Below are 14,661 nucleotides of genomic sequence, written 5' to 3'. Positions count from 1 at the left end.
GATTGGCTGCGCTCGCTAGCGCAGCACCGGTTCGCCGTGGAAGCGGCGGCGGGAGGGTTTGGAGACGCCGAAGCCGATTTCCATCATCAGGCGCGGTTTTTCGGTGGCGACGGTACCCATGTGGAAGCCGAAGGGGTCTTCGACGAAGCCGGAGCCGGCCTTGCCGGTCAACGTGATCGGGCTGTCCTTGCCGTAATAATCGATGATCTCGTCGGCGGGATGGCCGACCAGCAGGGTCAGCTGGTGCTTCATGCGGCGCTTGTTGTGGCTGCCCCGGACGAAGACGTGCGGGCCGGTACCCTGATCCACATCCACGAGATAGAAGAAGAACTTCAGCATCCGCCAGTCGTCGAGATCGAAGTGATACTTGTCGAGCGAGGCAAGGCTGCGGTCGGCTTCGCTGGCCTTGGTGGGGAAACTCCACCATGTGCGGGTGGTGATCAGTTGCGCCTGGGCGCCGAGATAGCGGCGCGCGATCTCCGACAAGAGCGGATCGCGCTGCACGGTCAGAACCGCCGGGCAATCCAGCGCCCGCTCGAAATGGTGGCCGGAGAGGATCGGACGGCCAAGCCGGTCTTCGGTGGCGCGGTGGTCCGATGCGGTGAATTCTATTCTGCGGTCGAAATTGCCGAAGCACGGGGTGGCGTGGCCGAAGGCGGATATCTCCTGCGTGATATCAGCCGGCAGCTGCAGGTCGGGGAAGATGCCGTCTCGGTTCAGCGCATCGACGGCGGTTTCGGCGTTTACGCCTTGGAAGATGGTGGGCAAGTTGTCGATCGCGCCGTTGCTCTTCTTGGCCGTCAGCCAATGGGCGCGGCGGCCGGGAATGGTGCGGGCAAGCAGGAACATCGGCAGCCAAGCCGGATTCTCGCGGATATCGGCCATATAGGTGGGGATACGGACCGCCATGCGCTTGAGCTTGCCGCCCTTGCGCGCGACCGCTTCGAGATCATTGGCGGAGGCGTTCGAGGCCGCACCACGGGCGGGAGATACTGATGAGCTGTGCATTTCAGCTGGCCTTTCGCAAGACGTTTGAGGATCGTCATTCGGCAGCGGCATGTGCCACTGCGGGGCATTCAGTCGAAATTGCTAATAAATGCTGCAATGCGGCGATTTTGGGGTATTTCTACCCTCAATGAGCAGGCACCGCCTTCAGGTAGGCGGCAATCGCCTCCAGATCAGCCTTGGGTAGGTGAGCGACGTTCTGCTGCACCTCGGTCATCGATCCGCCGGCCGAATCGAAATCGGGCGTGAAGCCGGTTTCGAGGTAATTGGCGATGTCGCCCTCGCTCCATTCGCCGATGGCCTTCGAGCCCGGCGTGATGTTGGGGATGGTGCCCTGCCCTTCCGGATTGGGCGCTCCGGCGAGCCACAGATCGGGCTTCAGGCCGCCCAGCGCATCGCGCGGGGTGTGACATTCGCCGCAATGGCCGAGGCCCTCGACCAGATACTGGCCGCGTTTGACCTTGTCGTCGGCATTGGCAAGGACGACGCGCGGGCTGTCGTTGAAATAGAGGAACTTCCAGCCGCCGAGCGCCAACCGGATGTTGAACGGGAATGGCAGCTCATGCGGCGGCGCAACGTTGCTGCTCTTCGGCAAGGTCTTCATGTAGGCGTAGAGGTCGTTGACGTCCTTGTCGCTCATGCGGCTGTAGGAGGCATAGGGGAAGGACGGATAGAGATGCGCGCCATTGGGCGCGACGCCGCGCTTCATGGCGTTGCCGAATTGAGCGAGCGTCCAGTTGCCGATGCCGGCCTGCTCGTCACTGGAGATATTGGGAACGTGGAAGGTGCCGAAGGGGCTCTTCAGCGCCAGCCCGCCAGACAGCGTCAGCTTGGCATCGCCTTCAGCCCCCGGGGCAGCGTGACAGCTGACGCAGCCGCCGGCCCAGAAGACCATTTCGCCATTCTTGACATCGGGCGCGCCGAGGTTTGCCCAATGGCTCTCAGGCAGCGGATTGGGCGCGGTTACCAGGTAGAAGACGGCGCCACCGACCACGGCGACGCCGACGAGACAGAGTACAAACCTGATAAACCTGCGAAACATGCACTGCTCTCCCATCATCCTTGATGCTTACTGGACATAAAGCGATCCGCCCGGCGGGCAAGGCCGGTCGGATCGTAGATGCGGATCGCCCGAGGCAGGATCACCCCAGGCGAACAGAAGGGGGAGACCTATTCCTTCTTGACGCGGTAGTTCTGATGACAGCCGCCGCAGTTGGCGCCGAGCGTCTTCAGGCCGGCGCCGACGCCTGCGGCGTCTGCCGGAAGCTGAGCGAGCAGCGTGTCGGCATCCGTGCCGAGCTTGGCCGAGCGAGCCTTAAAGTCATCCATGTTTTCCCAGATCTTCGGGCTCGCCTCGGAATCGGCGGAGGCGTTTTCCGTGCCGGGTCCGAACTGATCCGGGAAGGCCTTGGCGGTTTCCGAGATCGTGGTCAGCGCCGCCTTCACGGCTTCGGCGTCGTAGGGCTTGTCGCCCTTGGCGATGCCCGAGAGCGCACCGGTGGCGCCGCCGATCTTCTTCATCATGGCAACGCGTGCGTCATGCGTGCCCTCTCCGGCCGCCAACACCGACGTGACCCCCATGCCGGCGACCAGAACGGCCGCGACGATTGCTTTTACTCTCATATCTCCACTCCTCTTCGATACCGAGATTTTCGAAGCCCGGCGCTTCGTTTTACGCGGGCATGATGGCAAATTAATCTCAGCTAAAAAGTAACAAGTGGGTGAGAGTGCAATAAATTCAGGAATTTGCGACTTTCTCGCTTTTCACGCCGGCGCCCGCCAGCCGTGCCAGGCGGTGAGGATCGCGATCGCCACCAAAAGGCCGCCGGCGATGCGGCCAACGAGGATGGTGGCGCTGGGGTTGGAGATCAGCAGCGCGCGGCTGCGCGAGGCGGTGACGGCGACTGTGCCGTAGATCGCCGCCTGGGTCGCCATGGTCATCAGCCCCATGACGATGCCCTGCAGCCAGATCGGCCCGTAGACGGGCTTCAGGAACTGCGGATAGACCGCCAGCATGAAAAGGTAAGCCTTGGGATTGATGAGGCAGGTGATGGCGCCCTGGCGAAAAGCGCGCCGGCCTGAGCTCGTGCCGCCTTCGACGGATGAGACCGTGATCGAGCTTGCGATCAGCGTATAGCCGATCCAGGCCATGTAGGCGGCGCCGATGAAGAGCAGCGGGTTGAACAGCGCCGGCAGAAGCGTCGCCAGAAGGCCGACGCCGATCGCGCCATAGAGCGAATGCACCGCCCCGCCCGCCATGATGCCCGCCGTCGCCGCCATGCCGGCGCGCCGGCCCGACGTCAGCGAATTGGCGAGCACGAAGAGCATGTCCATGCCGGGGACGATGATGATGCCGAAGAGAAGGGTGAAATAGAGCCAGAGGTTTTCGCTGTAGGTCATGTCAGTTGCCCATCGTCGATCCGCGATGCAGAGCTTGCGGATAGTGTTGAAATTCAATTCGATAGGGTGATCTGTACGACGGCCCAACTGACAGTGTAGTGTCAGTAGCGTTTGGCGGAGGAGAGGATATGCGCAAGGCGTCTCGGCTTTTCGAGATCATCCAGCTGCTGCGGCTGGCGAAGCGACCGGTGACGGCTGCCGTCATGGCCGAGGCGCTGGAGGTGACGGTTCGCTCGATCTATCGCGACATCGCGGCGCTGCAGGCCATGCGCGTGCCGATCGAGGGCGGGCGCGGGATCGGCTATATATTGAGGCCCGGTTTCGACCTGCCGCCGCTGATGTTCACGATCGAGGAGATGGAGGCGATCGTGCTGTCGCTGGCGCTGGTGGAGCGGACCGGCGACGCGGCGCTGAAGCAGGCCGCCAAGAGGGTGAACCAGAAGATCGCGGGCGCCGTGCCGGCCCCGCTGCGAGAGGCGATGGAGGGAAAGGCGCTCTATGCCTGGGGCACGATCGCGCCTTCGCCGGAGGGGCTGGACCTCTCACTGGTGCGCGGCGCCATCCGCGACGAGCGGAAGCTGACGCTCAGCTATCGCGACGAACTCGGCCGGGACAGCCAGCGCACGATCCGGCCGATCGCGCTGATCTATTACTCGCAGAGCTCGAACATCGTCGCGTGGTGCGAGCTGCGCGAGGCGATCCGCAATTTCCGCAGCGACCGGGTCGAACGCTGCGTGGAGGCCGAGGGCTTCTTCAAGGGCGAAGGCGACCGTTTGCGGACGCTCTGGACCTCGGGGTGGACGCAGGCGCCGGCTGCCGTTTCGGCCATATGATGCCGTCCCCGCGACTGGAATCACGGGGACGGCCGTTTTTCATCCTCAGAGGGCGGCGCCGCCGGAGACTTCGATGCGCTGGCCGTTGACCCAGCGATTGTCGTCAGACAGCAGCGAGGCGATCATCGGGCCGATGTCGTCGGCGACGCCGGGGCGGCCGAGTGCGGTCATGTCGGAGACCATCTTGTTGACCACGGGATTGTCGCGAACGATGCCGCCGCTGAAATCGGTCATGACAGCACCTGGTGCCACCGTGTTGGCGGTGATGCCGCGGGCGCCGAGTTCCTTGGCGAGGTAACGGGTGAAGACCTCGATGGCGCCCTTCATGGCCGCATAGGCCGAGCTGCCGGGAACGCTGAAGCGGGCAAGGCCGCTCGAGATGTTGATGATGCGGCCGCCATCGGCCATCAGCGGCAGCAGCTTCTGGGTCAGGAAGAAGACGCCCTTCAGGTGGACGTTGACGAGGCCGTCGAAGGCTTCCTCGGTCGTCTCGGCGATCGAGGCGTGGTAGCTGGTGCCGGCATTGTTGACGAGATAGTCGAAATCCTTGGCTCCGAAGGCTTCCAGCGCATGGCGGACGCTTGCGACAAAGGCGTCGAAGGAGGCTGAATTGCCGGTGTCGAGCTGGAGGGCGACGGCCTTGGCGCCCGCGGCCTCGATCTCCGCGACGGCGCTTTCGGCTTCTGCCTTATTCGTGTTGTAGGTCAGGATGACATCGACGCTGCGCTTGGCGAGGCTGACCACCGTGTTGCGGCCGAGGCCACGACCACCGCCGGTGACGATGGCGATCTTGTTCCTTGAATTTACTTGGCTTTCACTCGGCATGACAGGCTCCTTGGGGCTCATTCGATGGCCTGATGCTACGCCCGCACGCCCTCTTTGCTGAATGCCGGAACTCGCGAATTTCTTGCCTATTCCTCCAATCCGCTTGCGGCCTGAAGCCAGTGATCTAAGATCACTCCCAGTGGTTTTGATGGAGAGCAGCATAGCGGAAGCGCTGAAGGACATGGTGTCGCGCTATATCGATGCGGTCGGTGGCGGCGATGGGTCGTTTGCCATGCCCGTGCCCGTGCCGGGGCTGGCGATCTCGCGCGTCAGCCAGCCGGTGATACCGCATCACCGCATCTATCGGCCGACCATCTGCGTGGTGCTGCAGGGCGCCAAGCGGATCTTGAGCGGCGATCGGGTGCTCGACTATGGCGAGAACCAGCTGCTCATCGTCACCGTCGAACTCCCCGCCTCCGGCCAGATCGTCGAGGCTAGCCCCGAGCTGCCCTATCTCGGCCTCAACATCGATTTCGATCCGGCGCTGATGCGCGAGGTGATGGACGATCTCGAAAACCCGCCCAAGCCATCCGGCGACGGGATCGCCTGCGTCTTCGTGCAGGATTTCGACGAAGCGCTGCAGGACTGCGTGCGCCGGCTGCTCAACCTCATGGAGACGCCGAAGGCCATCCCCGTGCTGGCACGCTCGATCATGCGGGAGATCTGCTACTGGCTGCTGACCGGGCCGAACGGCCGCGAAATCTGCAAGCTGGCGCTTCCGGGCAGCCATGCGCGGCGGATGAGCGATGCGATCTACCGGCTGCGCGACAATTTCGCCGAACCGGTGAGGATCGAGGAACTGGCGGCCGTGGCGCGCATGAGCCCCTCCTCGTTTCACCAGCATTTCAAGACACTGACCTCGATGACGCCGCTGCAATACCAGAAGCACATGCGCCTGCTCGAAGCCCGCCGGCTGATGGTAACCGACGGCGCCAACGTCGCAAGCGCCGCCTATCAGGTAGGCTATGAAAGCGCCTCGCAGTTCAGCCGCGAATATACCCGCATGTTCGGCACGCCGCCGAAGCGGGATGTGAGCGAGATGAGAGGTTTGCCGATGGAGACCGCGGCGGCTTAGCCCTCAAGCGTTCAGCTAGGCAACGGCTTCCTGTTCGGCTAGAATGAGATGATATTCCTAAAGTAATAGGTTGGCGACATGCGCGTCAGGCATCTTATATTGCGCAGGAAAACTATTACCACCGACACTGATTGGCGCGATGATGCCTTGCCGCCAAGGTTTTCGGGCATTTACCCGAAGACGCGGCCGGCGAAACCCGATTGGAAATGGCGCAGCGCGCAAGCACACTGCTCACAGCATGATTATATTCTTCTGTGCGAGATCAACGAGATGAAGGATAACTGGCGGGCGTGGCTGATCAGGAAGGATGACGAGGAAGGCTCCCTCGTCGCACGTTACGAGTTCCATGGCAGCCATCCGGGCTTTCATGTCCATACGGATTGTGAACGCGGCGGGGTCGAAGTCGGCCCGACGAGCATTAAGGTTCCTTTACGCATTCCAGCCGTAGGCTCTGAGCGAATACGGCCGCCGCCGACACGGCCGGGTCTGTTTTGGGAAACGGCACGCCGATACTTTAGAATGGACTACGCCAAAGGGAGTTTGCTGTGAGCGATCTGGCAACAGTTCAGGAATCGTTACATCGTTCGTTCGGCGAGGCGATCTCGGTTCGCCCTGTCGCGGCGGGGCTGGCCATCCGCTCCCCCTTTTTTGACGGAAGTGGCGATCACATCGCCTTCTATGCGCGCGACACCGAAAACGGCGTGGTGCTTGAGGACGATGGTGATTATCTCCCGCATCTGATTGCATCCGGTATCGATATCGAAACAGGGCAGAGACGACAACTACTGGATAGCCTGTTGGCCGAATCCGGCGCCTATTGGGATGCCGACACATTCGAGATCCGCTCGCAGGAAGTGCCGACCGAACGGATCGGTAGCGCCAGCGTGCGTTTTCTCTCCGGGCTGCTCAGGATTCGCACACTGGAGTCTCTGACCAAAGAAACTGTTCGCTCGACATTCAAGGAAGATGCGGCGTCCGCAGTCGTGAAATCGCTGGCCGACATGTTCGACATCTCGGAGCGCAAGCCGTTGACGAAGGAGCTGTCGGAGTTTCCCGCTGATATCGTGCTCACACCACGCGATCCGGGCTTGCGCACGATCGGCCTCTTCCTGGTCAACGGTCCGACGCAATTTCTGGAAGCAGAGCTTCTGCACACCGAGATCGAACGACGCCAACAAGAGAAAGATCTCCAGGCTGTCGCCCTGATCGAAGACAACAGGAAGATGGCGTTGATAACCGAGCGCCGGTATCAGCGGGCGGTCAATCGCGGCCTGCAGACGCGCTTCTTCCGTGAAGACGAGACACAGGCGATCGCCGGTCTTCTCAAGCTTGCAACGGTCTAGCCCCTCAGCGCCAGCACCCTGCTCTCCTCGCGGCCGAAGCCGCGGATCTCGATGCGGTCGGCGTGGACGTCGACGATGGCGAAGGTGTTTTCGGTCTCGGTGTCGACCATGCCCTTGAAGTTGACGAAGTGGCAGCCTTCGATCGCGCCGTAATTGCCGACGTGGTTGTGGCCGTTGAAATAGGCCATGACGTTGGGGCTTTTTGTCAGCAGCTCGATCATGCGTTCGCGGTCCCAGCAGTCGTGCTGGTTGGGCGGGTAGACCGGGTAGTGGTTCATGACGATGACGCGTTCGCCGCGCTCGGCAGCGTCGGCGATCTCGGCTTTCAGCCAGTCGAACTGGCGGTCGCTGATCATGGCGTTCCAGGCTTCGGCATTGATGGCGCCGGCGGCGCGGAGTTCGGCCAGTTTTTCAACGGCGATCTCGCGATACGGGTGGCCTTCCGGCGGGGCGAAGGTGCTGACTTCGTTGCCATCGAGCACGATGAAGCGCCAGCCGTGACTGGCGAGGCTGTAATAGGGCGCCGGCATGCCGAGGCGGGCGGCGACGTCTTCCAGGTGCTCGGGTGCTACGGCAAAATCGTGGTTGCCGAGCAGGAAGAGATTGTCGTGCTTTAGGGCGTCATAGACGGGAAGGATGGCGTCGAAGCTTTTGAAATCGCGGTCGATGATGTCGCCCAGCGTGATGACGAAGCTCAGATCCTCCGCATTGAAGACCTCGATCGCGGCTTTCAGCTTGGCGGGGCTGTTTTCGTAATAACGATCCATGCCGGCATGCGGCTCGCGGGCGGCGTATTGCGGGTCGGCGACGACGCCGAAGCGGAACAGGGGGAGCGGTTGGGTCATGGTGCCGGATTAGGTGGGGTGGGTGACAGGGATGTGACACAAAACAAAAACACCCGGCGTCTCCACCGGGTGTTCTCATCAGTCTCTCAAAACCGGCTTACTTGGTTGCGGCTTCGTAGCGTTCCAGGACGTAGTCCCAGTTGATCAGGCTGTCGACGAAGGCTTCGAGGTACTTCGGACGCGCGTTGCGGTAGTCGATGTAGTAGGAGTGTTCCCAGACGTCGACGCCGAGGATCGGGGTGGCGCCGTGGACGAGCGGGTTTTCGCCGTTCGGGGTCTTGGAGATTTCGAGCTTGCCGTTCTTGACGGAAACCCAGGCCCAGCCGGAGCCGAACTGGGTGGTGCCGGCGGCGACGAAATCGGCCTTGAACTTGTCATAGCCGCCGAGATCGGAGTTGATGGCCGCTTCGAGCTTGGAAGGCAGCTTGTTGCCGCCGCCGCCCTTCTTCATCCACTTCCAGAAATGGACGTGGTTGTAGTGCTGGGCAGCGTTGTTGAAGAGGCCGGCATTGGTGCCGAAGGACTTCTTGACGACTTCTTCGAGCGAGAGGTCGGCGAGACCGGCTTCCGCCGCAAGCTTGTTGCCGTTGTCGACATAAGCCTTGTGGTGCTTGTCGTGGTGGAACTCCAGGGTTTCCTTCGACATGAAAGGCTGCAGCGCTTCGTAATCGTAGGGAAGTTCAGGCAATTCAAAAGCCATGGTCGTCTCCTTTTGGCAATAGTTTGCGTAATCGGCAGGTGTGCGGGAACATAGGAGCGCAAGCTTGGTGAGGCAACCTGCGAAATGTCAAAAAAGACCGCTGCGGAAGAAAATTTAACCGCGCTAAGGGCTTGGCATGCAAGGCGCAAATCAATCATGATGACAGTGCTTTATGGCAGGGCCTTCCAAGCTTGGGCGCGAGGGCCAAAAATGTGCGAAGGCTCAGTATGAGGCTTGGCGTTACAGGGCACCCTATGCTCCACCCGATCGGCTTTGCGGCCGTCTTCATCGCGGTTTTTCAGATCGCCGGCGGCACTGCCTCAGCCTCTTCGGGTGACGCCTGGCAGGACTTCGCCGCCGAGGTGCAGGGAAAATGCGAGATGGCGGCGCGCGCGCAGGTGGAACTGCCGCATGCAGTGGTCGATCCCTTTGGAAGCGAGAATTTCGGCATGGCGCTGGTGACCGGCAAGCCGAAGGGCGCCAACGGCTTCGTCAGCTACTTCTGCATCTACGACAAGAAGACCAAGGCGGTGGAGCTCGGGACGGAACTCGAGACCGAGCGCATGGGGATATTGCCGGACGAGTGAGACGGCGAGCACGCGATTGTCTTCAGCCTACATCGACGCGCCATTCACAATCACGGATTGCACTCGATTTGTGTACGCGCAACCTTGATTTCGCTAACCTTCCGACGCCGCCCCCCCAGATGGCGCGGCATGGGAGGATGTCATGTTTCATTTCAGCAGCGCATCGCTTGCCGCCCTTGCGAAATGCCATCCGCATCTGCAGGCCATCGCCCAGGCGGCGATCCGCGAGATCGATTGCAAGGTGCTCGATTCGACGCGTGGGCGCGATGCGCAGGAGCGGGCGTTCAATGGGGGATTCTCGAAGGTGCATTTTGGCAAGTCCGCCCACAATTATGTGCCGGCGATTGCCTTCGACCTGTTTCCGGCGCCCTACGACTGGAAGAACAAGAAGGCCTTCATCCGCCTCTCCGAAGTCATCCTGCCGCTGCCGGCGCAGCTCGGCCTGGAAGGCCTTGATGGCAAGCCGCTGAAGCTGCGATGGGGCGGCGACTGGAACATGGACGGCGATATCAAGGACGGCTGGGACATGCCGCATTTCGAGCTGCATCCCTGGCGCGACTGGGCGAAGAAATCAAAGCTTTACGAGGATTGACGTTGGCGGGTGGGAGTGGGTAGCGGTGGCGTCCGTGACGGTGCCGCGTCCACGCCGGCGGCGTGCCCTGCCCCGCTCGCGCCGGCAATGCCACCTTCAGCACGCAGTCACGTTTGCGTGCGCCCCGTTGACGACCGACCAACTAGTCGGTAGATATCCACTCATGGCATCGGACACATACACACGCATTCTCGACACCGCACAGGCGCTGATCGTCACACGCGGCTACAACGCCTTCAGCTACGCGGATATCTCCGCGGTGGTCGGCGTTGGCAAGGCGACGATCCATCATCATTTTCCCGGCAAGGCCGATCTGGCGGTGGCGGTGATCGCCCGCTACAGGCAGGCGACCGAGGATGGGATGGGGGCGATGGCGGCGCATGAGCCGCGCGCCGACAGGCGGCTTGCCGGCTATGTCGGCTTCTGGGAACAATGCATCCGCGACAACAACGCGCCGTTCTGCATCGCGGCGCTTCTCGCCGCCGAACTGCCCAGCCTGCCGCCGGAAGTCGCCGAGCAGGTGAAGGCGCATTTCGACGAGCTGATCGCAAGGCTCACCGGCTTCATCGACGAGGGGCTGAAGAAAGGCGAGCTGACGAGTACCGAGGACGCGGAGCGCAGCGCCCGCATTCTCGTCGCCACGGTGCACGGCGCCATGCTGGCGGCGCGGGTCGCCGGTGGCGACGCGGAACTCTATGCAAGCATTACCCAGCCGGCGCTGCAGAGGCTGACCGGCTAGATCGCCACTATCTCAGACATGACGTGCAAGCCCATTTCTTTGCCCCTCATTTGCCCTACAGACCGACCGACTAGTCGGTTCACAAAAGGAAACAGACATGGCCAACCCGCTTTCGCTTCTCGGTGAGATCCACACCGCCATCAGCGTCATTCCGGCCGTCGCCGGGCTCTACAGCTTTGCCAAGTACCGGGCCGTTCGCCCGGAGACGACGGTCGGCAAGGTCTACCTCGCAACGCTTGCGCTTTCCGCCATCAGCGCCTTCGGCCTGTCCTCCACCGGCGGCTTCAATCCCGGCCATGCGCTTGCGATCATCGTTCTTCTCGTCTCCGCCATCTGTCTCGTGCTGCCGAAGCTCAGCTTCCTCGGGCGGCTGATCCCTTACCTCAGGAACCTCGGCTTCTCCTTCACTTATTTCCTGCTCTGGGTGCCCGGGATCAACGAGACCCTCTCGCGCTTGCCGCCCTCACACCCGATCGGCAACGGCCCGGACTCGCCGCCGGTGCAGACGGCCCTGCTGATCTGGGTGGTGCTATTCGCGGCGGGTAGCCTTGCGCAGGCTTTCCTCGTCTCGCGCGGACAGGCGCGGCGGGTGGTAGCTTGAGGCCTCAATCCTCGCTGACTAAGCCTCGCGGCCGAAATAGACCTCGACGACGGCGAGCCTGTCGCCCCTGAAGCGGAGCGTTTCCATGTTGCGGAACGCTCCGCCATCGTGCTTGACGGCACGGTAGCGCACCACGGCCTCATCGCCTGACAGGCCGAGATATTCGATCTCCATCGTGCGGAAGGGTGGCGGTGTCGGCCAGCAGCGTGCGAAGTAGGCGTCGCGGTCGATATGATCGTCGCGCGGGCTGGAGAAGGTGAAATCCTCCGTCAGCATGGCAGCGACGATATCCTTGCGGCCGTCGATATAGGCGGCGTAGAGGGCGCGGACCGTTTTCTCGCGCCTTGTGTCGGTTTCATCCGTCATGTCAGTCATCCTCCTCTTTCGGAAACTGCGGTCGCCCAAGCAAAAGGCCAGCCCTACCGGCCGGAATCCGACGTCGAGCGAACCGATTGGCCCATGATCCGTCCTTGATGGCCTGTCGGAAGCGGGGCTATACCAATGGCGTGCCACCGGAAACGGAAGGCTCTCCTGTCTTTCCTTATCTGCCCGCCCGGCCCTCGCCCGGGTCTGATCGGCCTGTGATCGACATCAGCGCCACTTTTATCTCCGGCATGGACGATCGATGATGAAGAAGGCCCTGACATGAGTGACAAGACCGCGGATGCAGCCGCAGCCGAACCAGGCTCGATCCATTGGAAACGCAATCTGGCGGTTTCGCTTGTCGGCTCGTTCACGACCATCGTCGCCATGACGTTGCTTCTTCCCTTCCTGCCGCTCTATGTCGAGGAGCTCGGCGTCAGCGACCATGCCGCGATCGTGCAGTGGTCGGGGATCGCCTATGGCGCCACCTTCTTCGCCGCCGCCTTCGTGGCGCCGCTCTGGGGACGGCTGGGCGATATCTATGGGCGCAAGCTGATGCTGGTGCGCGCCAGCCTCGGCATGACGGTGGCGATCTCGCTGATGGGCATGGCCGGGAACGTCTGGCAGCTGGTGGCGCTGCGGCTCTTCGTCGGGCTGGCGGGCGGTTACTCGTCCGGCTCGATGGTGCTGGTGGCGACGCAGACGCCGAAGGACCGTTCGGCCTGGGCGCTGGGAACGCTGGCCTCAGGCATCATGGCGGGCAATCTGGTCGGGCCGCTGATCGGCGGCGTGCTGCCGCCCCTGATCGGCATTCGCGGCACGTTTCTCGCCGCCGGCGCGATGATCTTCCTCGCCTTTCTGGCCACGCTCTTCCTCATCAAGGAGGAGAAGTCCCCTGCCCGCAAGAAGGCCGCAAAGCAGAGCGGCGGCTGGGCCTCGATACCGGACAAGCGGCCCGTCATCGCCATGCTCTTCACCGGCATGCTGCTGATGCTCGCCAACATGTCGATCGAGCCGATCATCACCGTCTATGTCGCGCAGCTGGTGGACGACGCGGCGCGGGTGACCATCATCGCCGGCATCGTCATGTCGGCGGCCGCACTAGGCAGCATCCTCTCGGCCTCGCGGCTGGGCAAGCTCGCGGACAGGATCGGCCACTGGCCTGTCATCGCAGGCGCGCTAGGCATTGCCGGCCTGCTCCTGATCCCGCAGGCTTTCGTCACATCGTCCTGGCAGCTGATCGTGCTGCGCTTCCTGATGGGCGTGGCGCTCGGCGGCCTGCTCCCCTGCATCTCCGCCGTCATCCGCCACAGCGTCCCCGACAGCGCGGCCGGCAGCATCCTCGGCTGGTCGGTCTCCTCGCAATATGTCGGCCAAGTCGCCGGCCCGATCCTCGGCGGCTTCGTCGGCGGGCATATCGGGATGCGGGCGGTGTTTCTTGGCACCTGCGTGCTGCTCATTGCCGGGGCGGCGTATTCTTGGATGGTGCGGCCGAGGGGGGATGTGCACTCGTAAGGTGTTGGAGTTGCTAGGCTTCCACGCGCTCGACGTCTTCCTCGGGCTTGTCCCGAGGATCTAAGCACGCAGCAACGCGTTCGACGCGGATGGATGGACCGAGGCGCAAGCCAGTGTTTGTGGCCGCGGTTGTCCTAGCGGTCGCACCGTTGCATTCGTGGAGACGTGCTTAAATCCTCGGCACGACGGCCGAGGATGACGCTGCGTAGGAGGCGGGGCCGGCGAGCATCTTCAGCGGAGGCGGCATAGACCGTTTCCGAACGTAACAATCGCCGCGGCCAGCCTGCCTGCTACATCAGCAAATAATCCACCGCCACCGGCAGCGGCGGCAGGTCCTTCTCGCCCATCGCCTCGCGCACATTGATCTCGACCGTGTCGGCGATCGCCTCGATCGGGAGTGCGTTGGGTTGCTTGCCGAAGGGTTCTTCCAGTTCGTCGCCGAGCGCGTCGAGACCGAAGAAGGTGTAGGCGACGAGAGCGGTGCCGAAGGGCATGAACCAGCCGAGCACGTCGTCGAAGCCGAAGGGCAGCATCAGGCAGAAGAGATGGGCGGTGCGGTGCAATAGCAGCGTGTAGCCGAAGGGAACGGGCGTCCAGCGGATGCGCTCGCAGGAGGCCTGGGCGAGCGTCAGATCGGCCAGCGTGCGGTCGAGCATCTGGTAGTTGATGTCGGTCAGCATGTTCTTGGCGCGGAGGTCGGCGAGTTCGCGGGCAATTTCCAGCGACAGCGCTTCGGGCGGGTTGCGGCTGGCGGCGTAGTGGGCGTTGATATCGTCTGGCAGCAGGCGTTCGACCTTGTGACGGGAGATGCCGGTGCGCAGGTGCGGGACCAGCGACTGGACGAAGGCGATGACGAGCGTCAGCACGCGTTTGCGGGCGTCTTTTCCGGCTTCGCCCGACATCGTTTCGAGGATCAGGGTCTGGCGGGCGAAATGGCGGGCGGAAAAGACGATCACGCCCCATTGCCGGCGCGCTTCCCACCAGCGGTCGTAGCAGGCGTTGTTGCGGAAGCCGAGGAAGATCGACAGCGCGATGCCGAGCAGCGCGAAGGGGGCGCCGTTGAAGACTGGCAGCACGCCCGGCCACAGGGTGTGACAGAGCACCACCAGCGAGGAGAGGACAGCGGTCAGGATGATCTGCGGCAGGACGCGCTTGATGATCGAGCCGCGGAGGATGAAGAAGAGGCGAAAGAGGGTTGGGCGGGGGCGCACGATCATGATGCGGGGGACCATGTGGGG

The 14,661-nt window shown here is 62.7% G+C and carries 18 protein-coding genes; 9 read left to right on the top strand and 9 right to left on the bottom strand.

The window, feature by feature from the left end:
* Window positions 1-15: 15 nt before the first annotated feature.
* The 4 genes from QTL96_RS20915 to QTL96_RS20900 form a co-directional block, all read right to left on the bottom strand.
* On the bottom strand, window positions 16-1,008 hold the full coding sequence (locus QTL96_RS20915; protein WP_289729026.1) for a phytanoyl-CoA dioxygenase family protein: 993 nt from the start codon (window positions 1,006-1,008) through the stop codon (window positions 16-18).
* 124 nt (window positions 1,009-1,132) lie between these two features.
* Window positions 1,133-2,047, bottom strand: coding sequence for a cytochrome c (locus tag QTL96_RS20910; protein WP_289729025.1), 915 nt, complete (start codon window positions 2,045-2,047; stop codon window positions 1,133-1,135).
* A gap of 128 nt (window positions 2,048-2,175) precedes the next feature.
* On the bottom strand, window positions 2,176-2,628 hold the full coding sequence (locus tag QTL96_RS20905) for a cytochrome c (RefSeq protein WP_113196726.1): 453 nt from the start codon (window positions 2,626-2,628) through the stop codon (window positions 2,176-2,178).
* 141 nt (window positions 2,629-2,769) lie between these two features.
* Window positions 2,770-3,405 (bottom strand): LysE family translocator, encoded by a 636-nt coding sequence (locus QTL96_RS20900; RefSeq protein ID WP_289729024.1) that lies wholly within the window; start codon window positions 3,403-3,405, stop codon window positions 2,770-2,772.
* Window positions 3,406-3,533: 128 nt separating this feature from the next.
* Here QTL96_RS20900 and QTL96_RS20895 point away from each other — a divergent pair, with 128 nt between their 5' ends.
* Window positions 3,534-4,238, top strand: a complete 705-nt coding sequence (locus tag QTL96_RS20895) for a YafY family protein (protein ID WP_289729023.1) — start codon at window positions 3,534-3,536, stop codon at window positions 4,236-4,238.
* Window positions 4,239-4,283: 45 nt separating this feature from the next.
* Here the strand turns inward: QTL96_RS20895 and QTL96_RS20890 are convergent, their stop codons facing one another.
* Window positions 4,284-5,063, bottom strand: a complete 780-nt coding sequence (locus tag QTL96_RS20890; RefSeq protein ID WP_289729022.1) for an SDR family oxidoreductase — start codon at window positions 5,061-5,063, stop codon at window positions 4,284-4,286.
* 160 nt (window positions 5,064-5,223) lie between these two features.
* Here QTL96_RS20890 and QTL96_RS20885 point away from each other — a divergent pair, with 160 nt between their 5' ends.
* The 3 genes from QTL96_RS20885 to QTL96_RS20875 all read left to right on the top strand — a co-directional run bounded on the left by QTL96_RS20885 (window position 5,224) and on the right by QTL96_RS20875 (window position 7,481).
* Window positions 5,224-6,138 carry an AraC family transcriptional regulator gene (locus QTL96_RS20885; RefSeq protein WP_289729157.1) on the top strand — a complete coding sequence of 305 codons (915 nt, stop codon included), beginning with the start codon at window positions 5,224-5,226 and terminating at the stop codon, window positions 6,136-6,138.
* A 78-nt stretch (window positions 6,139-6,216) separates the two neighbouring features.
* Window positions 6,217-6,687, top strand: coding sequence for a hypothetical protein (locus tag QTL96_RS20880; protein ID WP_289729021.1), 471 nt, complete (start codon window positions 6,217-6,219; stop codon window positions 6,685-6,687).
* Window positions 6,684-7,481, top strand: a complete 798-nt coding sequence (locus QTL96_RS20875) for a DUF1828 domain-containing protein (protein WP_289729020.1) — start codon at window positions 6,684-6,686, stop codon at window positions 7,479-7,481. The genes QTL96_RS20880 and QTL96_RS20875 overlap by 4 nt, the downstream gene beginning before the upstream one ends.
* On the opposite strand, the gene QTL96_RS20870 is transcribed toward QTL96_RS20875, so the two are convergent.
* Entirely contained in the window at window positions 7,478-8,326 is an 849-nt protein-coding gene (locus tag QTL96_RS20870) for a metallophosphoesterase (RefSeq protein ID WP_289729019.1), read from the bottom strand. The genes QTL96_RS20875 and QTL96_RS20870 overlap by 4 nt on opposite strands.
* A gap of 97 nt (window positions 8,327-8,423) precedes the next feature.
* Window positions 8,424-9,026 carry a superoxide dismutase gene (locus QTL96_RS20865; RefSeq protein WP_037180608.1) on the bottom strand — a complete coding sequence of 201 codons (603 nt, stop codon included), beginning with the start codon at window positions 9,024-9,026 and terminating at the stop codon, window positions 8,424-8,426.
* Window positions 9,027-9,280: 254 nt separating this feature from the next.
* Here QTL96_RS20865 and QTL96_RS20860 point away from each other — a divergent pair, with 254 nt between their 5' ends.
* The 4 genes from QTL96_RS20860 (at window position 9,281) to QTL96_RS20845 (ending at window position 11,545) form a co-directional block, all read left to right on the top strand.
* Window positions 9,281-9,613 carry a hypothetical protein gene (locus tag QTL96_RS20860; protein WP_289729018.1) on the top strand — a complete coding sequence of 111 codons (333 nt, stop codon included), beginning with the start codon at window positions 9,281-9,283 and terminating at the stop codon, window positions 9,611-9,613.
* A 142-nt stretch (window positions 9,614-9,755) separates the two neighbouring features.
* Window positions 9,756-10,205 (top strand): hypothetical protein, encoded by a 450-nt coding sequence (locus QTL96_RS20855; RefSeq protein WP_289729017.1) that lies wholly within the window; start codon window positions 9,756-9,758, stop codon window positions 10,203-10,205.
* A gap of 163 nt (window positions 10,206-10,368) precedes the next feature.
* Window positions 10,369-10,944: a TetR/AcrR family transcriptional regulator gene (locus tag QTL96_RS20850; protein WP_289729016.1), complete on the top strand. Its 576-nt coding sequence runs from the start codon at window positions 10,369-10,371 to the stop codon at window positions 10,942-10,944.
* Between the two features lie 97 nt (window positions 10,945-11,041).
* Window positions 11,042-11,545, top strand: coding sequence for a hypothetical protein (locus QTL96_RS20845; RefSeq protein WP_289729015.1), 504 nt, complete (start codon window positions 11,042-11,044; stop codon window positions 11,543-11,545).
* A gap of 18 nt (window positions 11,546-11,563) precedes the next feature.
* Here the strand turns inward: QTL96_RS20845 and QTL96_RS20840 are convergent, their stop codons facing one another.
* Window positions 11,564-11,920 carry a nuclear transport factor 2 family protein gene (locus QTL96_RS20840; protein ID WP_289729014.1) on the bottom strand — a complete coding sequence of 119 codons (357 nt, stop codon included), beginning with the start codon at window positions 11,918-11,920 and terminating at the stop codon, window positions 11,564-11,566.
* A gap of 270 nt (window positions 11,921-12,190) precedes the next feature.
* On the opposite strand from QTL96_RS20840, the gene QTL96_RS20835 reads away from it, so the two are divergent.
* A complete protein-coding gene (locus QTL96_RS20835; protein WP_113008868.1) occupies window positions 12,191-13,423 on the top strand; it encodes a multidrug efflux MFS transporter in 1,233 nt (410 codons plus the stop codon).
* A 290-nt stretch (window positions 13,424-13,713) separates the two neighbouring features.
* Here the strand turns inward: QTL96_RS20835 and QTL96_RS20830 are convergent, their stop codons facing one another.
* Window positions 13,714-14,640, bottom strand: a complete 927-nt coding sequence (locus QTL96_RS20830; protein ID WP_289729013.1) for a bestrophin family protein — start codon at window positions 14,638-14,640, stop codon at window positions 13,714-13,716.
* Window positions 14,641-14,661: the final 21 nt, after the last annotated feature.

The sequence above is a fragment of the Rhizobium sp. S163 genome (genome assembly GCF_030380805.1).
Classification (GTDB): domain Bacteria; phylum Pseudomonadota; class Alphaproteobacteria; order Rhizobiales; family Rhizobiaceae; genus Rhizobium.
Note: the sequence above shows the minus strand (reverse complement) of the source record. Positions and strands in the feature narration are given on the sequence as shown.